This window comes from Georgenia sp. Z2081, from assembly GCF_055326445.1.
Genome location: NZ_JBUZNK010000006.1, coordinates 218,004 through 233,657 on the forward strand (window position 1 = coordinate 218,004; position 15,654 = coordinate 233,657).

The 15,654-nt window shown below is 73.0% G+C and carries 14 protein-coding genes; 3 read left to right on the forward strand and 11 right to left on the reverse strand.

What is annotated here, in order from left to right:
• Window position 1 precedes the first annotated feature (1 nt).
• On the forward strand, window positions 2-1,951 hold the full coding sequence (locus ACZLKG_RS10340; protein ID WP_463648682.1) for a fibronectin type III domain-containing protein: 1,950 nt from the start codon (window positions 2-4) through the stop codon (window positions 1,949-1,951).
• A 77-nt stretch (window positions 1,952-2,028) separates the two neighbouring features.
• On the opposite strand, the gene ACZLKG_RS10345 is transcribed toward ACZLKG_RS10340, so the two are convergent.
• The 11 genes from ACZLKG_RS10345 to rpsB form a co-directional block, all read right to left on the reverse strand.
• The gene (locus ACZLKG_RS10345) at window positions 2,029-3,066 is read right to left on the reverse strand and encodes a GNAT family N-acetyltransferase (protein ID WP_463648683.1); all 1,038 of its coding nucleotides are present in this window, start codon (window positions 3,064-3,066) and stop codon (window positions 2,029-2,031) included.
• 6 nt (window positions 3,067-3,072) lie between these two features.
• Window positions 3,073-4,239: a flavodoxin-dependent (E)-4-hydroxy-3-methylbut-2-enyl-diphosphate synthase gene (gene ispG, locus ACZLKG_RS10350; RefSeq protein WP_463648684.1), complete on the reverse strand. Its 1,167-nt coding sequence runs from the start codon at window positions 4,237-4,239 to the stop codon at window positions 3,073-3,075.
• 109 nt (window positions 4,240-4,348) lie between these two features.
• Complete coding sequence (locus ACZLKG_RS10355) at window positions 4,349-5,668, reverse strand: M50 family metallopeptidase (RefSeq protein ID WP_425708783.1); 1,320 nt, start codon at window positions 5,666-5,668, stop codon at window positions 4,349-4,351.
• Complete coding sequence (locus ACZLKG_RS10360; RefSeq protein ID WP_463648685.1) at window positions 5,665-6,975, reverse strand: 1-deoxy-D-xylulose-5-phosphate reductoisomerase; 1,311 nt, start codon at window positions 6,973-6,975, stop codon at window positions 5,665-5,667. Before ACZLKG_RS10360 ends, ACZLKG_RS10355 begins: the two co-directional genes overlap by 4 nt.
• Window positions 6,972-7,499 (reverse strand): DivIVA domain-containing protein, encoded by a 528-nt coding sequence (locus tag ACZLKG_RS10365; RefSeq protein WP_463648686.1) that lies wholly within the window; start codon window positions 7,497-7,499, stop codon window positions 6,972-6,974. Before ACZLKG_RS10365 ends, ACZLKG_RS10360 begins: the two co-directional genes overlap by 4 nt.
• A complete protein-coding gene (rlmN, locus tag ACZLKG_RS10370; protein ID WP_425708786.1) occupies window positions 7,496-8,896 on the reverse strand; it encodes a dual-specificity RNA methyltransferase RlmN in 1,401 nt (466 codons plus the stop codon). The genes ACZLKG_RS10365 and rlmN overlap by 4 nt, the downstream gene beginning before the upstream one ends.
• Window positions 8,897-8,930: 34 nt before the next feature.
• Window positions 8,931-9,803: a phosphatidate cytidylyltransferase gene (locus tag ACZLKG_RS10375; RefSeq protein WP_425708787.1), complete on the reverse strand. Its 873-nt coding sequence runs from the start codon at window positions 9,801-9,803 to the stop codon at window positions 8,931-8,933.
• Window positions 9,804-9,822: 19 nt separating this feature from the next.
• The gene (gene frr / locus ACZLKG_RS10380) at window positions 9,823-10,380 is read right to left on the reverse strand and encodes a ribosome recycling factor (RefSeq protein WP_425708788.1); all 558 of its coding nucleotides are present in this window, start codon (window positions 10,378-10,380) and stop codon (window positions 9,823-9,825) included.
• Window positions 10,381-10,384: 4 nt separating this feature from the next.
• A complete protein-coding gene (pyrH, locus tag ACZLKG_RS10385; RefSeq protein WP_425708797.1) occupies window positions 10,385-11,092 on the reverse strand; it encodes a UMP kinase in 708 nt (235 codons plus the stop codon).
• A gap of 178 nt (window positions 11,093-11,270) precedes the next feature.
• A complete protein-coding gene (tsf, locus tag ACZLKG_RS10390; RefSeq protein WP_425708789.1) occupies window positions 11,271-12,110 on the reverse strand; it encodes a translation elongation factor Ts in 840 nt (279 codons plus the stop codon).
• 25 nt (window positions 12,111-12,135) lie between these two features.
• Window positions 12,136-13,245 (reverse strand): 30S ribosomal protein S2, encoded by a 1,110-nt coding sequence (gene rpsB, locus ACZLKG_RS10395; protein WP_425708790.1) that lies wholly within the window; start codon window positions 13,243-13,245, stop codon window positions 12,136-12,138.
• 414 nt (window positions 13,246-13,659) lie between these two features.
• Between rpsB and ACZLKG_RS10400 the strand changes: the two genes are divergently transcribed.
• Window positions 13,660-14,421 carry a murein hydrolase activator EnvC family protein gene (locus tag ACZLKG_RS10400; RefSeq protein ID WP_463648687.1) on the forward strand — a complete coding sequence of 254 codons (762 nt, stop codon included), beginning with the start codon at window positions 13,660-13,662 and terminating at the stop codon, window positions 14,419-14,421.
• A 277-nt stretch (window positions 14,422-14,698) separates the two neighbouring features.
• On the forward strand, window positions 14,699-15,654 hold a 956-nt coding region (locus ACZLKG_RS10405; protein ID WP_463648688.1), incomplete at its 3' end, for a DUF222 domain-containing protein.

A 15,654-nucleotide genomic window follows, 5' to 3' on the forward strand; every position in this document is an offset into this window, starting at 1 on the left:
CATGCGCACGCGCCGCCTCCCCCGTAGCGCCCTGGCCACCGGCCTGCTCGCCGTCCTCGCCCTCGGCCCGGCTCTCGCGGCCTCGGGCGCCGAGCCGACGCCGGACGCCGTCGAGAACGTGACGATGCTCGTGGGCGAGAACGAGACGCAGCGCAACTTCTCGTGGCACTCGCGCGGCCTCTCGCTCGCCCCCGAGTCGATCGTCATCGCGCCCACGTCCGACATGAACGGGAACGACTTCCCCGCGAGCGCACGCACGATCGAGCAGTCCGAGGGTGGCCTCGCGGTCAACAAGCCCGGCTACACCTACCACCACGCCACCGTCGACAACCTCGCCCCCTCGACCGGCTACACCTATCAGGTCGGCACCGAGGACGGCTGGTCCGAGATCTACACGTTCACCACCGGGCCCGCGTCCGGGGACGCCGTGGACCTCGTGTACGTCGCCGACCCCCAGATCGGTACCACCGACCTCGAGGCCGAGCGCCTGCAGTGGATCGACACCCTCGACCAGGCGTGGGCGACCTACCCGGGCGCCGAGCTCCTGGTCTCCGGCGGCGACCAGGTCGACCGCATCATCGCCGACGACGACGAGTACGACGCCTTCCACGAGCCCGTCCAGCTCACGCAGTACCCGCTGGCCACGACGCTGGGCAACCACGACGTGGCCCACTTCCTCACCTACGGCAACCACTTCAACCTGCCCCACGGCGGTGGACGAGGGGACTTCAACTACCACTACACGTACAACGGGACGCTGTTCATCCACCTCAACAGCAACAACCTCCTCCACGGGTCGCTCATCGACTACGCGCGGGCCGCGATCGAGCAGAACCCGTCGCAGTGGGTGGTCGTCACGTTCCACCACTCGATCTACTCCGTCGCCACGCACGCCACGGACATCGACGCCGAGGACCTCGGCATCATCGAGGGGCGCCGCACCGCGCTGTCCCGCGGGATGACCGAGCTCGGCGTCGACCTCGTGCTGTCCGGGCACGACCACTACTACACGCGCACCCCGCTGATGCACGCGGGCGTGGCGGTCGGCGGGCCGGACGCCGACCCCCAGGCCGGGCCCGACTTCCTCGCCCCCGGCGAGGGCGACGTCCTCTACATCACCGGTACGACGGCGTCGGGCTCGAAGTTCTACGGCCGCAACGACGAGCTGCCCGAGCCGGCCGAGTGGGGCGAGGTCGAGAACCAGGAGAACGTCGCCAACTACAGCCACCTCAGCATCGACGAGTGCTCGATCACGGTGACCACGCACCGCGCGGCGACCTCGACGAACGTGACGACGGGCGAGGCCTACGCGGACAACAGCGTGGTGGACGAGGTCGAGCTCAGCGGCGACGAGACCGCGCCGGCGATCAGCGCGCCCGCGCTGACGGTGACCGCGGGCGACCCGTGGGACGCGCTGACCGGCGTCCAAGTGACCGACAACTGCGACACGGACGCGATCGTGCCGGAGGTCGAAGGGGTCATCGACACGACCACGCCGGGCGACTACACCCTCACGTACACGGCGACCGACCGGTCCGGGAACAGCTCGAGCGTCGAGCGCACGGTGACGGTCGAGGCGGCCCCGGAGCCCGAGCCGACCGAGGAGCCGACGCCGGAGCCCACCGACGAGCCGACCGAGACGCCGACGTCCGGGCCCTCCGAGGAGCCGACCGAGACTCCCACCGCCGGGCCGTCCGAGAGTCCGACCGCCGCGCCGACCTCCGGCACCGGTGGCGGATCCGGCGACGCACCCGGTGGCGGAGCCGGGTACGGCGACGGATCCGGGTACGACGAGGATCGCCGGGGCTCGGCGGGTTCCCGCGGCGGAGCGGGCGGCCCTCGCGGCGGACTCGCCGACACTGGGGCGACGACGGGCGACCTCGTCGGCGTCGCGGCCGTCCTTCTGCTGGCCGGCGGCGCGCTCTACGGGATCCGTCGCCGGCTCGCCTGACGCGCAGGGCCGCGCTCACCGGGCGGGCAGAAGTCCGCTCACTCGCCGGCCTGGGCGGGCAGAGGTCCGCGCATCCGTCACAGGACGACCGTGGCGTAGGTGCCCTCCTGACGCATGCCGAGGCGCTGATAGGTGGCCAGCCCGGCCGCGTTGTAGTCGTTGACGTACAAGGAGACCGTCGGGGCGACGTCGGCGAGCACGTCCCGCACGACGGTCGCCATCCCGCGCACGCCGAGGCCCTGCCCGCGGCGGTCGGGCGCGACCCACACGCCCTGGATCTGGGCGACCCCCAGGGCGAGCGCCCCGACGTCGGCCTTGAACACGACGCGCTCGGCACCGGTCGCCGGGTCCGGCTCCGTCCGGATCCACGTGCGGCCCAGCGAGAGCAGGGAGCGCACGCGCCGCACGTAACCGTTGCCGTACCGGGTCGGGTCGTACCCGACCTCCTCGATGAACATCGCCACCGACGCCGGGGCGACGATCGACGCCTCGCCGACAGCGCCGCGGCGCACGAGCGGGTCCGGCTCGATCGCCGAGGGCGCGTCCAGCACCAGCAGCGGCTGGTTGGCCCGCACCTCGCGCGCCCGGCCCCAGCGCCGGCCGAGCGAGTCCCACATCGAGAGCACCTGCTCGGCGTCGCCGAGGACGGAGCTCGACGCGCGGCCGTGGTCGGCGATGGCGTCGGCGATGGCGGGCCGCTGCTCGGGGGTCGTCGCGACGGGCACGATGTTGGCGCCGACCCACGTCAGCGCGCGCAGCCTGCCGAGGCCGTTCGTGCCGGGAGCGTCGGCTCCGGTGCCGTTCGCGCCGTTCGCGCCGTTCGCGCCGGGCGCGCGGGCTCCTGCACCGGCTCCTGCACCGGCGCCGGCGCCCTCGAGGTCCGGACCATCGATCCCTGAGCCACCGATGCCCCGGCCGCCGGGCGCGTCGATGCCGAGCATGCGCGAGCCCGGCGTCGTCGTGTCGAACCGCGGACCGGCGATCTGGACGGCCGCGAGCGTGGAGGTCAGCGGGTGCCGCGCACACAGCGCGAGGGCCTCCGCCGCGCGCTCGTGCCCGAGCACGGCCACCGGGACGGCCACGTCACGTCGCGCGGACGCCCGGAACAGCCGCATGAGGGGTCAGTGGACGGTGACGGCCGGGGCCGCACCGACCTCGTCCTGAAGCCCCTGCTCGGCCGCGATGCGGTTCGCCTCGGCGATGAGCGTCTCGACGATCTGCTCCTCTGGCACGGTCCGGATGACCTCGCCCTTGACGAAGATCTGCCCCTTGCCGTTGCCGGAGGCGACCCCGAGGTCGGCCTCGCGGGCCTCGCCCGGACCGTTGACGACGCAGCCCATGACGGCCACCCGCAGCGGCACCGTGAGATCCTTCAGGCCCTCCGTGACCTCCTCGGCGAGCGTGTAGACGTCGACCTGCGCGCGCCCGCACGACGGGCACGAGACGATCTCGAGCGTCCGCGGTCGCAGGTTGAGGGACTCCAGGATCTGGTTGCCGACCTTGATCTCCTCGACCGGCGGGGCGGACAGCGAGACCCGGATCGTGTCGCCGATGCCCTTCGACAGCAGGGAGCCGAACGCGACGGAGGACTTGATCGTGCCCTGGAACGCCGGGCCCGCCTCGGTCACGCCGAGGTGCAGCGGCCAGTCGCCCGCCTCGGCCAGCAGCTCGTACGCGCGCACCATGACGACCGGGTCGTTGTGCTTGACCGAGATCTTGAAGTCGTGGAAGTCGTGCTCCTCGAACAGCGACGCCTCCCAGACGGCCGACTCGACGAGGGCCTCCGGGGTCGCGGAGCCGTACTTCTTCAGCAGGCGCGGGTCCAGCGAGCCGGCGTTGACGCCGATCCGGATCGACGTGCCGTGGTCCTTCGCCGCCTGGGCGATCTCCTTGACCTGGTCGTCGAACTTGCGGATGTTGCCCGGGTTGACGCGCACGGCGCCGCAGCCGGCCTCGATCGCGGCGTAGACGTACTTCGGCTGGAAGTGGATGTCCGCGATGACGGGGATCGTCGACTTCGCGGCGATGACCTTCAGCGCCTCGGCGTCCTTGTCCGTGGGGCAGGCGACACGGACGATGTCGCAGCCGGTGGCCACGAGCTCCGCGATCTGCTGGAGGGTGGCGCCGATGTCGTGGGTCTTCGTCGTCGTCATGGACTGGACCGAGACCGGCGCGCCGTCGCCGACGGGGACGTCGCCCACCATGATGCGGCGGGTCTTGCGCCGCGGCGCCAGCACGGGCGGCGGCTGCTTGACGGTGGGGATGCCGAGATCGATGGGGACGCTCACGACCCCAGTATCGCACCGCGGTCCAGCCTCGGCCCAGGGGCGAGACCGGAGCCACGCGGGCGGGGCGACGCGCGCCACGTACACCGCGGCCCGGCCCTGCGGGCGAGCGTCAACCGATCAGCGACACCGGTACGACGATGTCCGCGACGATGAGCAGCACGGTCATCACGATCATGAACGCGACGACGACGTACGTCAGCGGAAGCAGCCTGGCCGTGTCCGCCGGGCCGGGGTCCGGCCGGCCGCGCAGCCGTGCGACCGCGCGCCTGAGCCCCTCCCACAGGGCGCCGGCCACGTGCCCGCCGTCCAGCGGCAGCAGCGGGACGAGGTTGAACACGAAGAGCGTCATGTTGAGGGCGCCGAGCAGGGAGAGCAGGTCGGCGAAGCGCTGGACGCCCGTGTACTCGGGTGCCTCGACGGAGGCGATCTCGCCGGCGAACCGGCCCACGCCCACGAGCCCGACGACGCCGGGGTCGCGCTCCTGGAGGCCGAGCGTGGCCCGGCCGATGTCCACCAGCGCGACGGGCAGCCGGGCGATGATCTCGGCCGTGCCGGAGAGCTGCTCCCACGCGATGCCGGGCACCTCGGTCGGCGAGAGCCGCTCCTGCGCGAACGCGGGCCCGATGCCGACGTAGGGCATCGCCTGCGTCCCGCCGCCCTCGGCCGGCCGCTGGACGACCTCGGGGGCCACGCTCAGCGTGACCTCCTCGCCTCCCCGGCGCACGACGACGTCGGTCGCACCCGTCCCGCCGGCCGCGATGGTCTCCTGGACGTCCGCCCACTCCTCGACCTCGGTGCCGCCCCAGGAGACGATCTCGTCGCCGGGCAGCAGGCCCGCGTCCGCGCCCGGTCCGGGCAGGCAGTCGGGGGCGCCGGGCGTGGGCTGCGCCGTCGGGCTCTCGTCCGTGCCGTCCCCGTCGGTGCCGGCCGGCGCCGCGGCGACGCACTCCTGAACCGAGTCCAGAGTGGTCGTGGGCGAGGAGATGCCGATCCCGCACACGACGATCGCCAGCAGGACCACGGACAGCACGAGGTTGACGAGCGGGCCGCCCATCATGACGACGATCTTCTTGCCCACCGGCAGGCGGTGGAACGCGCGGTGCTCCTGACCGGGCGGCACCTCCTCCGCGGAGATCTCGCGCGCCTCCTGCGGCAGCGTCGGCCGGCCGTCCGCGCGGTGGGTGCGCCGGCCGGGGCGGGCGGGCGCGAACATGCCGGCGAGCGTGACGAACCCGCCGAGCGGGATCGCCTTGAGCCCGTACTCGGTCTCGCCGCGGCGCGTCGACCACAGGGTGGGCCCGAAGCCGACGAAGTAGCGCGGGACGAGGACGCCGAACCGCTTGGCGGGGACGAGGTGGCCGAGCTCGTGCAGGCCGATCGAGACGACGAGACCGACCGCGAGGACGAGGACCCCGAGGAGGAAGCTCACGCGGCGCCGGCGAGCTCGCGGGCACGGGTGCGGGCCCAGGCCTCGGCGGCCTCGACGTCGTCGAGGCTCGGGCGCTGCGCGCCGTCGTGCTCGGCGAGGACGCGCTCGACGACGTCGAGGATCCCCAGGTAGGGCAGCCGGCCGGCGATGAAGCCGGCCACGGCCTCCTCGTTGGCGGCGTTGACGACCGCGGGGTGGGTGGCCGACGCGGTCAGGGCCGAGCGGACGAGCGAGACCGCGGAGAACGTGGCGTCGTCGAGCGGCTCGAACGTCCAGGAGGTCGCGGCGTCCCACGCGCACGGGGTCGCCACCCCGGGCAGGCGGCGGGGCCAGGACAGGCCGAGCGCGATCGGCAGGCGCATGTCCGGCGGCGAGGCCTGGGCCAGCGTGGAGCCGTCGACCGTCTCGATCATCGAGTGGACGATCGACTGCGGGTGGACGACGACGGTGATGTCCCCGGGCTCGACGTCGAACAGGAGCGAGGCCTCGACGAGCTCGAGAGCCTTGTTCATCAGCGTCGAGGAGTTGATGGTGACGACCGGGCCCATCGCCCAGGTGGGGTGCGCGAGCGCCTGGTCGACAGTGACGTCGGCGAGCTGGTCGCGCGTGCGGCCGCGGAACGGGCCGCCCGACGCGGTGAGGATCAGCCGACGCACGTCGCTGACGCCGGTGACCACGGGCGAGGTGAGCCCCTTCTCGTGCCGCACTCCCCCGAGCGCCTGGGCCATCGCCGAGTGCTCGGAGTCGACGGGGATGATCTGGCCGGGCCGCGTGAGCGCGTCGGCGACGAGCGCACCGCCGGCGACGAGGGACTCCTTGTTGGCGAGCGCGAGGGTGGCGCCCGAGGCGAGCGCGGCCAGGGTGGGGCGCAGGCCGACCGATCCGGTGATCCCGTTGAGCACGACGGCGGACGGCGGCTTCCAGCGCGCGTCCGGCCCGCCGGCCTCCGGCGACCTGCTGTCGCCGAACGTGCTGTCGCCGCGCGTGCGGTCGTCGGCGTCGAGCATGCCCGCCATCTGCGTGGCGGCGTCGGGGCCGGCGAGGATCTCGGGCAGCGCGGCACCCGGGCCGAGCGCGCGGGTGAGCGCCTCGCGGACGGCGGGCAGGGCGGAGTCGTCCGCGACGCCGACGACGTCCGGCCGGTGCGCGGCGACCTGCTCGGCGAGAAGCTCGGGCCGCGACCCGGACGCGGCCAGCGCGCGGACGACGAACCGGCCCGGCTCGTCGGCGTCGGCGCGGCGAAGGACGTCGAGCGCCTGCGTGCCGATCGAACCGGTGGAGCCGAGGAGGACGACCTCGGTGGTCATGCGCGCGCGAGGACGACCTCGACCACGCGGTCGAGATAGACGTCGACGACGGCCTCGTCGTAGGCCTTCTTCCCCTGCGCGGGCGGGAACGTCACGGAGCGCACGTCCTCGGCCCGCAACCCCTCGCCCGTCTCGAGGTAGCCCTCGACCCGGCCGAGGAACGCGTCGACGGCGGGGGCGGCGTAGCCGGTGGTCCGGGCACGCACGAACCGCTCCCGCTCGGGGCGGCCCAGGCGCGGGAGCAGCGACTCGGTGAGGCCGTCGACGTGGTTGCGCCAGCTCTCGTCGCCCCCCTCGGCGACGGTCTGCTGCCGGCGGCGACGCGTGTGGCTCTCCTCGAGCCGGTCGAGCGCGAGGTCGACCTGCTCGGGGTCGTACCCGGCGGGCACGAGGTCAAACGCGGCCTGCCGGACGGCGGTCTCGTCGATACCGCCGTCGACGTCCCGGGCACGGGTGAAGAAGTCGTCGACCTGCTCGGGGTCGTAGCCGTCCTCCCGGCGCGAGACCCGTGCGAAACCCCTCATGCGTCCTGTCCCTTCGTGGGCTGATCGATGACCTCGGCCGCGAGCTGGCCGCAGGCGCCGTCGATGTCGGACCCGCGCGTGTCTCGCACGGTGGTCGGGATGCCGGCGTCCCGCAGCTCGGCGACGAAGGCGGCCTCGACGTCCCGCTCGGAGGCCGTCCAGATCGAGCCCGGCGTGGGGTTGAGCGGGATCGGGTTGACGTGCACCCAGCCCTTGCCGCGCCTGTTCAGCTCCTCGGCCAGGAGGCGGCCGCGCCAGGCGTGGTCGTTCATGTCCTTGATGAGGGCGTACTCGATCGAGACCCGGCGGCCGGTGGCCTCGAAGTAGCGGCGGGCGGCGTCGAGGAGCTCACCGACCTTCCACCGCGAGTTGATCGGGATGAGCTCGTCGCGGAGCTCGTCGTCGGGGGCGTGCAGGGAGACCGCGAGCGTGACGGGGATGCCGGTGGCGGCGAGCTTGTCGATCGCGGGCACGAGGCCGACGGTGGAGACGGTGATGTTGCGGGCGGACATGCCCAGGCCCGCGGGCGCGGGGTCGACCATGCGGCGCACGGCGCCGATGACGGCCTTGTAGTTGGCCATCGGCTCGCCCATGCCCATGAAGACGACGTTGCTCAGGCGGGTGGGCCCGCCCGCGAGCTCACCGTCGCGGCAGGCCGCGGCGGCGAGGCGCACCTGCTCGACGATCTCCGCCGTCGAGAGGTTGCGGGTCAGGCCCTGCTGGCCGGTCGCGCAGAAGGGGCAGGCCATGCCGCAGCCCGCCTGCGAGGACACGCACAGCGTGGAGCGCGACGTGTAGCGCATGAGCACGGACTCCACGATCGCGCCGTCGAACAGGCGCCACACGGACTTCACCGTGGCGCCGCCGTCGGCCTCGAGGTCCCGGACGCGGGTGACCAGGGGCGGGAGCAGGGTGCCGGCGAGCTGGTCGCGGGCGGCGGCCGGCAGGTCGGTCATGCGCGCCGGGTCGTTCGTCAGGTGCGTGAAGTAGTGCCGGGAGAGCTGGTCGGCGCGGAAGGCCGGCAGGCCGAGCTCCTTGGCGACGCCGGCACGCTCGTCGACGGCGAGGTCCGCCAGGTGCCGGGGCGGCTTGCCGCGACGCTTCGCGGTGAAGGTGAGCTGGAGCCGCTCGCCGGGGGCGGCGCCCTCGAGGGCGGGGCGGACCTGGCGGCCGGAGTCGGTTGCTGAAGCGGTGCGGGCGCGGTCGGCGGTGCGGGTACCGGTGCGAGCGCGGTCGGCGGGGCGGGGGTCGACGCCGGCGGCGTTCGCGGCGCGGGTGCGAGCGCCGTCGCCGGCGCCGGCGGCGCGCTCGGGCTTCGCGGGCGCAGCCACGGCCGTGCGCGCGGGTGCGTCCGCCCCGACGTCGGCGGGGGTGCTGGGCGGGTTCTCGGTCGTCATGGCGCGCTCAGTGTCTCACCCACGACCGCGCGGGTCAGCCCGCGGCCCGGGCGAGCGGGCCGAGTGTGAGGTAGACGAGCGGGAGCGTGACGATGATCGAGTCGATGCGGTCGAGGAGCCCGCCGTGACCGGGCAGCAGGTTCGACATGTCCTTGACCCCGAGGTCGCGCTTGAGCAGGGACTCGGCGAGGTCCCCGGTCGTGGCGGTACCCACCGCCACGAGCCCCAGCCCGACGGCGAGCCACACGGGGTGGCCGAGGACCACGGAGACGAGTAGGTAGGACATGAGGACGCAGGCGACGACGGACCCGGCGACCCCCTCCCACGACTTCTTGGGCGAGATGGTGGGCGCCACCGGGTGCCTGCCGAACAGGATTCCCGCGATGTACCCGCCGGTGTCGTTCGCGGCGGCCAGCAGCGCGACGGTGAGCACGAGCAGGACGCCGTCCTCCATGCGCACGAGCAGCACCGCGAACGAGACGAGGAACGGGACGTAGGTGAGGACGAAGACGTCGGCCGCGGCGTCCCGGACACCGTTGGTGCCGCGGCGCGCGAGGACGGCGACGGTGACGACGAGGGCCACCGAGCCGGCGTACGCCGCCAGGAGCCCCTCCTCCCCCGCGAACCAGGTGGCGACCACCATGGCGGCACCGCCGACCGAGACCGGGCCCCGCGCGATGTCGATGTGCCGCTGCGCCGCGGCCTCGGTCAGCTCGAACGTGCCCAGGACGCCGACGACCGCGACGAGCGCGACGAACGGCTCGGGGCGGAACGCGAGGGAGGCGACGAGCAGGAGGATGAGCCCGACGCCGACGGGGATGGCCCGGCTGAGCTCGCGCCCGGCCCGCGGCCCGGGCTTGACCGGCGGCCCGGCGGCGGGCGGCGGCGCCGTCGTCGGAACGTCCATGCTGGTGAGACCCTCGCAGTCAGACCTCGAGGAGGTCCTTCTCCTTGGCCTCGACGATCTGGTCGATCGTCTCGACGTGGCGCTTCGTCAGGGCGTCGAGCTCCTTCTCGGCGCGTACGCCCTCGTCCTCGCCGACCTCGCCGTCCTTGACGAGGCGGTCGAGCTCCTCCTTGGCCTTGCGGCGGACGGCGCGCACCGAGATGCGGGCGTCCTCGGCCTCGTTGCGGGCGAGCCGGACGTAGTCGCGACGGCGGTCCTCGGTCAGCGACGGCAGAAGGACGCGCAGCACGTTGCCGTCGTCGGTCGGGTTGACGCCGAGGTCGGAGGCCCGCAGCGCCTTGTCGATCGCCGCGGAGGCGCCGCGGTCGTACGGGGAGATGAGGACGGTGCGCGCCTCGGGGATCTGCAGCGACGCGAGCTGCTGCAGCGGCGTCGGGGCGCCGTAGTAGTCCACGAGGATCGCGTTGAACATCGCGGCGTTCGCGCGGCCGGTGCGGATGTTGCCCATCCGGTCGCGGGCCACCTCGACGGCCTTGTCCATCTTGTCCTCGGCCTCGAGCAGGGTCTCGTCGATCACGTGGTCACTCCTTGCTTGTCTCGCCGGCGGTCACCAGCGTGCCGATCTTCTCACCCAGCAGGGCGCGGGTGACGTTACCGGCCTCGGTCATGCCGAACACGCGCATGGCCAGCCCGTTGTCCATGCACAGGGCGAACGCCGCCGCGTCGACGACCTTGAGGCCGCGCGCGAGCGCGTCGGCGTAGGTGAGGTGGTCGAGCCTGACGGCGCCGGGGTCCGTGCGCGGGTCGGCCGTGTAGACGCCGTCGACACCGTTCTTGCCGACGAGCACCTCGTCGCAGTGCGTCTCCAGGGCGCGCTGCGCGGTGACGGTGTCCGTCGAGAAGTAGGGCATGCCGGCACCCGCGCCGAACACGACGACGCGGCCCTTCTCCATGTGCCGGATCGCGCGGAGCGGGATGTAGGGCTCCGCGACCTGCCCCATCGTGATGGCGGTCTGGACGCGGGTGCGCACCCCCGACTGCTCGAGGAAGTCCTGGAGCGCGAGGGCGTTCATCACGGTGCCGAGCATGCCCATGTAGTCGGCGCGCGAGCGGTCGAGCCCGCGGGCGCTCAGCTCGGCGCCGCGGAAGAAGTTGCCGCCGCCGACGACGATGGCGATCTCGACGCCGCGGCGGTGGGCGTCGGCGATCTCGCGGGCCACGCGCAGCACGACGTCGGGGTCGAGCCCGACCTCCCCGCCGCCGAAGACCTCGCCGGACAGCTTGAGCATCACGCGCCGCGGCCGCGGCTCACCGCCGGGTCCGCCGGCAGGCGGTACGGGGCTCGCGTGGGGGTCGGGGGTCACGGTCATCGTGGCTGGGCTCCTTCGTACGCGCGGGTCGGTGGACGGGGCTCGGATAGGCGGGTGGCCCCGGACCATGCGGTCCGGGGCCACCTCTCACACCTGGTCAGGCTCCGACGCGGAAGCGGGCGTAGCCCGTCACCGTGCCGCCCGAGGCGCCGACGACCTGGGCGACCGTCTGCTTCGGGTCCTTGGCGAACGCCTGGTCCAGCAGCACGTTCTCCTTGTAGAAGCCGTTCATCCGGCCCTCGACGATCTTCGGCAGAGCCTGCTCCGGCTTGCCCTCGGCGCGGGAGGTCTCCTCCGCGAGGCGTCGCTCGTTCTCGACGGTCTCGGCGGGGACGTCCTCGCGGCTGAGGTAGGTCGGCGAGTATGCGGCGACGTGCAGGGCGACGTCGTGCGCGGCCTCGGCGCCCGCGGCGTCCGTGGCGACCATGACGCCGACCTGCGGCGGGAGGTCCTTGGCCGTGCGGTGCAGGTAGGACGCGACCTTGGCGCCCTCCAGCCGCTCGACCCGGCGGACCTCGATCTTCTCGCCGATGGTGGCGGCGAGGTTCTCCACGGCGTCCTTGACGGTGCCGTCGCCCGAGGGGGCGGCCAGCAGCGTCTCGACGTCCGTGGCGCCGGAGGCCACCGCGGCGGCGAGCACGGCGTCCGCCAGCGCGACGAACTTCTCGTTCTTCGACACGAAGTCCGTCTCGCAGTTGACCTCGACCATCGTGCCGATCTCGCCCGCGCCGCCGGCGCTGACGTCGATGGCGACGAGCCCGTCGGAGGCCGCACGGCTCTCGCGCTTGGCGATGCCCTTCAGCCCCTTGACGCGGATGATCTCGGTGGCCTTCTCCTTGTCACCGTCCGCCTCGACGAGAGCGTTCTTGACGTCGAGCATGCCGGCGCCCGTCGACTCGCGCAGGGCCTTGATGTCGGCCGCGGTGTAGTTGGCCATGGGTTCCTCTCTGTGCAGGTGGACGTCAGTTGGCGGTGGTGTCGGTGGAGCCCTCGGAGGCGGGCTCCTCGGTGGCTCCCGTCGCCCCGGGGGTCGGCGCCGCACCGGCGGCGGGCGCGACCTCCTCGGCCGGGGCTGCGGCCTCGGCCGGGGCCGGCTGGGCGGTCGGCTCCTCGGTGGCTACGGCCTCGGTCGGTGCCGAGCCCTGCTCGACCGGCGCCGCCGGGGTGGCGGGCGCGTCGGTGGCGACGGCCGCGGTCGGGGCCTGGGCGGCGGTGGCGTCGGCCGCCGGCGCCTCGGTGGCGGGGGCCGCGGTGGCCGGCGCCTCGGTGGCGGGGGCCGCCGTGGCCGGAGCTGCGGCGTCGGACTCGTGAGCGGCGAGGAGCTCGCGCTCCCACTCGGCGAGCGGCTCCGCGCCGTCGGCCTCGGCACCCTTGGCGCCACCGTGACGAACGACGAGGCCGTCGGCCGCAGCGTCCGCGATCACGCGGGTGAGCAGCGCGACGGAACGGATCGCGTCGTCGTTGCCCGGGATGCGGTAGTCGACCTCGTCCGGGTCGCAGTTGGTGTCGAGGATCGCGACGACCGGGATGTTGAGCTTGCGCGCCTCGGAGACCGCGAGGTGCTCCTTCTTGGTGTCGACGATCCACACCGCCGACGGGATCTTGCCCATGTCGCGGATACCGCCGAGGGTGCGCTCGAGCTTGTCCTTCTCGCGGCGCATCATGAGCAGCTCCTTCTTCGTGTGGTGGGAACCCGCCACATCGTCGAAGTCGAGCTGCTCGAGCTCCTTGAGCCGCTGCAGGCGCTGGTGCACCGTGGAGAAGTTGGTCAGCATGCCGCCGAGCCAGCGGTGGTTGACGAAGGGCATGCCCACGCGGCGGGCCTGCTCCTCGATCGCCTGCTGCGCCTGCTTCTTGGTGCCGATGAACAGGATGGTCCCGCCGTGCGAGACGGTCTCCTTGACGAACTCGTAGGTCCGGTCGATCTCGGCGAGCGACTGCTGAAGGTCGATGATGTAGATGCCGTTGCGCTCCGTGAGGATGAAGCGCTTCATCTTGGGGTTCCAGCGGCGCGTCTGGTGACCGAAGTGGACACCGGACTCGAGCAGCTGACGCATGGACACGACGGCCATGGCTCTTCCTTTCGGCGCGGGATCGCCCGCGCGCGTTCGGCCCCGACGCTCGGCGGCGGGGCCCTCTCCGTGGTTGTCGGTCGAGACCGGGTGGTCACGACCCCTGGTGCCCGCGACGTCGGCGCCCGCCAGGCGGGACCGCTGCCGATCGCCCCGTCGACCGAGGCCGTCCGCGCGAGGCGGGGGCTGGTGCGACGGTGTGCAGGCACGCGAAGTCGACCGGCCAGAGACCGGTCGCCCACTCATCGTAGCGGAGCGCGGCACCGCGCCGCTCGCCACCTGGTGCGTCGTGCGACTCACCCGGGAGTCTCCGCAGGGCGCCGACAGACCCACACCCCCTGTCGCCGCAGGCCTGTCCACCGCCCGTCGTACGGCTGCGGACGCACTCGGCCCTCGCGTGCTCATCTTTCTGGCATGACCGCGCACCGACCACCCCGCCCCGGCCGCGACGACGCACGTCGCGCCGTTCTCGTTCTCGCCCTCGCGCTGTGCCTGAGCCTGCTCGGGGCACGCGCGCCCACGGCGTCGGGAACGCTCGGCACGGAACCTTTCCCCGACGTCGGGCCGGCTGCCGGCCGCTCCCTCCCGCTGGGGCCTTCGCTCGCACTCGAGGTCGCCGCGCGCTATGCGGCCTCCGACGACACCGGAGCCCCAGGACGTGCCGGTGCCGTCGGGAGTGCGGGGGCCTTCGGTGGTGGCGCCGCCGTCGGCAGTGCCGGTGCTGGTAGCGCGCCGTCCAGCGAGGCCTCGAGCTCATTGGTGAACTACGACTGGCCGACCGGTGGTCCCGTCCGCGTGGTCGCCCCCTTCGAGGGGTCGGCGACGCCGTACGGCCCCGGACATCGTGGCGTGGACCTGGATGTCCGGCCGGGGACGGTCATCCTCGCGGCAGCCGACGGGATCGTCGCATTCAGGGGCTCCGTCGCCGACCGGCCGGTGATCTCCATCGATCATGCCGACGGGATCCGGACGACCTATGAGCCCGTCAGCAGCTCCCTGTCCACGGGGGACGCGGTCGCAGGTGGTGACCCGATCGGCACCCTTACGGCCGGCCACTGCCCGCAACCCGGTTGCCTGCACTGGGGTGCTCGGCACGGGAGCCACGACTACGTCGACCCGATGTCGCTGATCGGGGACGCGCCGCAACCGGTCCGACTGCTGCCGTTCGGCGGGTGACACCGGTCGGCGCACCGATTGCGCGGTCGTCGTAGCGCCCACCCTGCAACGTGCGGTGACTTGCGTGCGGTCGGGAGTTCGCCGACGTCCGGCCACTCATTCACCGTGGGCCCGCTCGCGGGTGGTGGTTGTCGTGGGCACGGTTTTTCCCCAGGTCAGGGTGGGTGGTGGATGTGGCGTAGTTGTCCACAGATTCGGGCATTTCGCTTCTCCTCGAATATGTGTTCGAGTAGAATTGGGGTAGTCGGTTCGAGTGGCACGAGGAGGTGCGGGGGCAGTGGCTGAGGACGTGAGCGTGGACCAGGAGTGGTCGGCTCTGGAGGAGCTGCTCTCCGCGCAGATCGAGGCCTGGCTCGCCACGAAGGCAACCCAGAACGACGCCGCCTCTGAGACCGACCCTGATTCCGATATCGCCGGGGCCGGGGAGGTCAGCGACGCCGTCGGGTGCGATGCCGATGCGGGCGCCGACGCCGACGATGCCGATGCGGACGCCGAGGACGTCGCCGGTACCGATGCCGCAGTCGAGGACGTCAACGACGAGACCCGTGGCTGCGCGGTCACTGACAGAGACGACGGGGCAGACCTCGACGAGGACGGGGCAGACCTCGACGAGGAGGAGCACGACCTGCCCGCGGCGCCCACGCTCATCCACGCTGACGCCGTCGAGCGGGGCGTCGTCGGGCACGTTCGTGAGCCTGTGTCGTCGGTGGGTGTGGTCGGTGGGGTGCGGGAGATCGTGGCTCAGCTCGACGAGCTCAGCCAGGCTCGCGTGGGGGACCTGTCCGGGCAGGAAGCGATCGAGGTGTTGGAGAGCATCGAGGCCGCCGAACGACGACTGACCGCGCTCCGGGCCGCCGCCACCGCGAAGGTCGAGGCCGATGGTGTGTGGGCGTTGGAGGGGCAGCGGTCGTTCCGGACCTGGTTGCGGGACCGGACCGGGACCAGCGTGGCAGTGGCGGGTCGGCAGGCCCGGCAGGCCCGCGCGCTGCGCGACGATCTGCCCCTGGCGCATGGGGCGCTGTCCGCGGGGCGGATCAGTGTCGAGCATGTGCAGGTCCTGGTCCGCGAGACCCTGTCCACCAGCCGGCTGCGCACCCAGCTCGCGGACTCGGTGATGGGTGAGGGGTTCCTGGTCGGGCAGGCCCAGGTCATGCACGCCCAGGACTTCGCCCGACTGGTCGCGGCGTGGAAGGTTCGGGCCGACCCGGTCGGAGCTGACAAGGCCTGGCGGCA

Excerpts from the sequence above, each read along its gene's own strand:
- ACZLKG_RS10345 (WP_463648683.1), bottom strand. The coding sequence starts at position 3,066 with ATGCGGCTGTTCCGGGCGTCCGCGCGACGTGACGTGGCCGTCCCGGTG.
- rlmN (WP_425708786.1), bottom strand. The coding sequence starts at position 8,896 with ATGACGACCGAGAACCCGCCCAGCACCCCCGCCGACGTCGGGGCGGAC.
- rpsB (WP_425708790.1), bottom strand. The coding sequence starts at position 13,245 with ATGGCCGTCGTGTCCATGCGTCAGCTGCTCGAGTCCGGTGTCCACTTC.
- ACZLKG_RS10340 (WP_463648682.1), top strand. The coding sequence starts at position 2 with ATGCGCACGCGCCGCCTCCCCCGTAGCGCCCTGGCCACCGGCCTGCTC.
- ACZLKG_RS10360 (WP_463648685.1), bottom strand. The coding sequence starts at position 6,975 with ATGACCACCGAGGTCGTCCTCCTCGGCTCCACCGGTTCGATCGGCACG.
- ACZLKG_RS10365 (WP_463648686.1), bottom strand. The coding sequence starts at position 7,499 with ATGAGGGGTTTCGCACGGGTCTCGCGCCGGGAGGACGGCTACGACCCC.
- pyrH (WP_425708797.1), bottom strand. The coding sequence starts at position 11,092 with ATGCTCAAGCTGTCCGGCGAGGTCTTCGGCGGCGGGGAGGTCGGGCTC.
- tsf (WP_425708789.1), bottom strand. The coding sequence starts at position 12,110 with ATGGCCAACTACACCGCGGCCGACATCAAGGCCCTGCGCGAGTCGACG.
- ACZLKG_RS10400 (WP_463648687.1), top strand. The coding sequence starts at position 13,660 with ATGACCGCGCACCGACCACCCCGCCCCGGCCGCGACGACGCACGTCGC.
- ACZLKG_RS10375 (WP_425708787.1), bottom strand. The coding sequence starts at position 9,803 with ATGGACGTTCCGACGACGGCGCCGCCGCCCGCCGCCGGGCCGCCGGTC.